The organism is Hyphomonas oceanitis SCH89 (genome assembly GCF_000685295.1).
Classification (GTDB): Bacteria; Pseudomonadota; Alphaproteobacteria; order Caulobacterales; family Hyphomonadaceae; genus Hyphomonas; species Hyphomonas oceanitis.
Map to the genome: position 1 here is coordinate 1 of NZ_ARYL01000078.1, position 4,422 is coordinate 4,422.

The 4,422-nt window shown below is 55.9% G+C and carries 3 protein-coding genes and 1 tRNA gene; 3 read left to right on the forward strand and 1 reads right to left on the reverse strand.

Annotation, left to right across the window (positions count from 1 at the left end; genetic code table 11):
- Positions 1–159: 159 nt before the first annotated feature.
- Positions 160–1,320, forward strand: a complete 1,161-nt coding sequence (locus HOC_RS19985; RefSeq protein ID WP_051625163.1) for an aspartyl/asparaginyl beta-hydroxylase domain-containing protein — start codon at positions 160–162, stop codon at positions 1,318–1,320.
- Positions 1,321–1,403: 83 nt separating this feature from the next.
- Positions 1,404–1,479: transfer RNA gene (locus HOC_RS19990), tRNA-Trp, on the forward strand.
- Between the two features lie 30 nt (positions 1,480–1,509).
- On the opposite strand, the gene HOC_RS19995 is transcribed toward HOC_RS19990, so the two are convergent.
- Entirely contained in the window at positions 1,510–2,814 is a 1,305-nt protein-coding gene (locus HOC_RS19995) for an FAD-dependent oxidoreductase (protein WP_035542114.1), read from the reverse strand.
- 222 nt (positions 2,815–3,036) lie between these two features.
- Here HOC_RS19995 and HOC_RS20000 point away from each other — a divergent pair.
- A partial coding sequence (locus tag HOC_RS20000; protein WP_162174913.1) for a sensor histidine kinase occupies positions 3,037–4,422 on the forward strand: 1,386 nt, incomplete at its 3' end.

Genomic DNA, 4,422 nt, shown 5'->3' on the forward strand with positions numbered 1-4,422 from the left:
GCCGGCGTCGTCTCCGCAATCAAGAAATAAGCTGTAAACAGCTTGTTGAAGTCAAACGCCGCTCCGGAAACGGGGCGGCGTTTTGCGTTGTGGCGAAGTGTTGTAGACCGACGTGGTGAACTTTAGCCAATTTCCTTTGATCAACAGGTGCGACTGCGAATGAGTGAAATGACCGACATCAATCAGCTCGGCGCGACCGGCATGCAGGCCTTGCGGGCAGGGGATGGAAATACCGCGCGAGAAAAGTTTGAAGCGATCGCCGCAGCAGGTCAGGCCGATATATCTGTCTGGATCGCGATTGCCTTGTCAGCACGTATTCAGGCAGACTGGCAAGGTGTGGCAGGGGCAGCTGATCGAGCCTTGAATCTCGAGCCGAGAAATCTCCGCGCCCTGATCCTCAAAGGCGATGCGCTTTGGAACAACGGCGATAAACGCGGTGCCGCGTCATTTTACGATCTGGTGGGCCGCCTGGCGCCCGAAGGGGACGGCTTGCCGTCAGAAATGGCGGTCGAATTGCTGCGTGTTCGCCGACTGTATGAATCGCATAAGTCAGAATTGGTCCATCATATTGAGGCGCGTCTGAGTGCGCTTTTCGGCCATCGTGACGGGCTGAGCGCGCGTTTTAGGCAGTCTCTGGACCTGTTGGCTGAGAGAAAGCAGAGATACATACAACAACCGCGGGCGTTCTATTATCCGGAGCTGCCCGATATCCAGTTTTATGAACCCTCCGAATTCGAATGGACGGACGGTCTGATGGCTGCGTCAGGCGCAATCCAGCGTGAGTTTGAAGCGGCTCGTGCAGATATCTCGGCTTTCGTCCCCTACATCCACACAACGGGGAACAAGCCGGTCAACAAGGATAATCCCCTGATCGATAGCCAGGACTGGACGGCCTTGTTCATTCAAAAGGATGGCGTTGTGATGGATCGCGGCTCAGAGCGTTTTGCTAATACGCTGGCCGCACTGGGCGGCGTGCCACAGGAAATCATTCCCGGTCGTGGGCCTTCAAGTTTGATATCACGTTTGGCGCCGAAGGCCCGGATAGCGGCGCATGTCGGATTCTTGAACACGCGTCTGACATGCCACCTGCCTCTGGAAATTCCGGATGACTGCGGTTTGAGAGTCGGCAATGAGACGCGCGCATGGCGCCCTGACGAGCTGTTGATTTTCAACGATTCCATCGAACATGAGGCGTGGAACAACAGTGACCGAGACCGCTTCGTGCTAATCTTCCAGGTATGGCGTCCGGAGATAAGTCTCGAAGAGCAGGCCTGGATATCGGGCGTCCTTCAGGAAATTGATACCTACTTCGCTGGGTAATTCACCAAGCCAGTTCTGCGAAACAGATACATTCTTGCGCTTGCACCGCCGCGCAGTTTGGGGCAAACCACCGCTTCGCCTGTAGGGGTATAGCTCAGTTGGTAGAGTACCGGTCTCCAAAACCGGGTGTCGTAAGTTCGAGTCTTACTGCCCCTGCCAGGCGTTAATTCATTTCTTGTTCTGGCCAGATCAAGCGTCGGCTGAGACAGGTTTCTGCTGTCCTGATAGCGCAGCGGTCATATCGCGAACCACGATTTCGCTTCGACCGACAACGCTGGACACGAGTTCATGTGAGAATGTTGACCCGCTGAACCATGTACTGTTGTGGCCCTGCACCCTGAGCAGATCTCCAAACAGGCCATGCGCTACGGCGTCAGCCTTGTATTGTGGAAAATATTGCCAGGATTTCTGTAGGATAACGTTGTTAATCGTGAATCCGAGATGTGCGGCATCGGCATGAAGGATTTCGCGCAATTCTTCCGGCGTCAGGCTCTCCGAGAACTGTCCTGTGACGTATAGGCGGCCGCCAAGGTCGGCGCTTTCGCCCTCGGCACGGCCACCCAGAATAGCCCCCTGAAGTGAGCTGTCCTTGGATGCGCGCGAATAGCCGATCACCTGATGGCCTGTGAACCAGTCATTCGAGGCGAGCAGTGTCGTCGTATAGGTTTGCCAGGCAATGCTTTCAGCGACGCGTTGCTCAAGTTCCGTTGCCTTTGCGATTGAGGTGAACAGTTGCATCGGGATTGTTGACAGAACGGCATCAAAGACGTGTTTGCCGTCGCGCGTATAAATCACGGGTTTGGGGCCAGATCGGTCGATGCCGAGAACGGGCGTGCCGAGTCGGACGTCGAAGCTGCGGGCGAACCTTTGCCAGAACGTCGTCCAGCCCTGTTCGGGCATATGAAGATCATTCAGAACGCCAGACAGGACGTATTGCAGGTCGCACCATTGGACGGTCTGACCGATCGTGGCCTTGTCAACATAGCCATATCCCTGCGTGGTCTGGATTCGGTGCATGGCCCGTTCGATTTTGGGGATGTTGAGCGCGCGCACCCATTCGATCGTTGAGAGCGAAGCCTCTTTCATAATCTCGGGATCGTCAGGGCGTTGCTTGATGCCTTTCCGGAGGATGGCCGCCTTTCGAATGAATCGGAGAACCTGAAAGGGCAGGGGGGCTCCGGGGCCATGTTTGACATAATTCACAACGGGCTCCCCATCATAGAGGGCTACGCCGAGTCGCTTCAACGTGATTCCGTTATCCTTCATCCACCCCTTGATCATCGTATGTGACCGAGTGGTGTAACAGGTTCCCATCTCGTTCAGGTTGTCCCCGTTAAGGATCGAAAAGGATTTTCCACCTATACGGTCATTAGCCTCGAAAACGGTCGCGCGAATGCCGCGCTGCATAAGAAAATGCGCAGCGCTGAGGCCCGCGGGACCGGCCCCGATAATTGCAATCTTCAACGGATTGGGCGTGTCCACACTGTGTCCCATGAACTCAATTTATTAACGAAATCGCATTCACTCTCATAAAGTTAGCACTTGGTGACAAGGCTCATTTTCATCTTATGGCGGTAAACGGGCCTAATGCCGACTAATGGTTCTCAGATTTCATTCCTGAAGTACTTGCTGCAGAGCAGGCACCCGAACGCGACCGCTGTGGATCGCGTGGTCTTGCTTGAGCAGCACTTGGCGTTCGCGAGTCACACTGCCACAATGGCAGGGGTCATGCTCGTCAACTCGACGGCGACAACCATTCTGATCGAGCAAAGCATCGCGAATACGTCGCTGCGCTACTGGCTGTTCATGAACTGGGTGCTGGCGGCCGTGCTCGTCATCGATGCCCTGCTGAAGCGTGGACTGTCCCGACCGACAGAGGTCAGCGGGCGATACCTGCGGCGTTCTGAGTGGCTGGCCTATACGTTCGGCGCGGCGTGGGGCTCTCTACCATTCTTCATCAACGGCGATAAGTATATGGCGGTTATCTATGCCGCCCTGCTTATCCTGCCGATGATTGCAGGCATGTCGGCTTTGCTGCCGCATGTGCCAAGGGTGGCGCTGCGCTACTCAGGCGCGGCGATCTTCATGTTCCTGCTCTTTGTCGGTATCGCATGGGCTCGCTCGACCGTCGCAATCTCGCTGATGGTTATGGTGTTCATGTTCGCCGTCTATTTCGGCATGAAGCGTACCTACCTGACATTCGTATCGAACGTGGAATCCCGCATCCGCGCGACAGAATCGCATGAAATCCTGATTGGCGCCTTGAACGCGAGCGGGCAGGCTTTTGCCTATCTCGACGCCAATGGAACAGTTCTCGTCCAGAATGACCTCCACAAGGCCTACTTCACGGGCACAGAAGGTGATCTGAGTGTCGGTTCGCGGCGCCTGCCGAAGGCGGGCGATCGTTACTGGCAGAAGTCGGTCGAGACCGTACCGAATGGCGGTCACGTGATTCTCCACACGGACGTGACCAGCCTGGAGCAGAGTAAGCGTGAGATCGAGGTAGCGAAGGAAGAGGCAGAGACCGCGGATGCGGCCAAAACCCGCTTCCTCAACTCGATGAGCCGGGAACTCAAGGTGCCGCTGGATGTGATCGTCGGGTGTTCGGGCCTGATGGGAAGTGATTCGAACATTCCGTTCGATGAGCGCGAATTCCGCGGCTACGCAGACCAGATTCGCAAACACGCGTCTTATCTAGGCGGCATCATTGATCAGATCATCAGCTTCTCGAAACTGAACCGTGAAACTGTGACAGCCGAAGAAGAGATCGTGGAACTTTCCGAGATCATCAATAGTGCTGTCAGTCGGGTCCGCCTTGCTTCGCCAGGCTATGCCGATGTGCCTCTGCAGGTCAGCGCTGAGCCGGGGCTGCCGAAGGTGTATTATGATCGCACGGCGCTGGAGCGGATTGTCCAGAACCTTGTGACGAACGCGTTCGAGCATGGCTCAGGCTCGGCAATTACCGTGAAAGTCTCACGTATCGTCGGGCGGGGTATCCTCCTTATGGTCCGGGATCGCGGATCGGGCATGGGCAAAGAGGAAATTGAAAAGGCCTTCGAACCCTTCTTTCAGAAGCCGTCATGGACGCGTGGCGCAAGGATG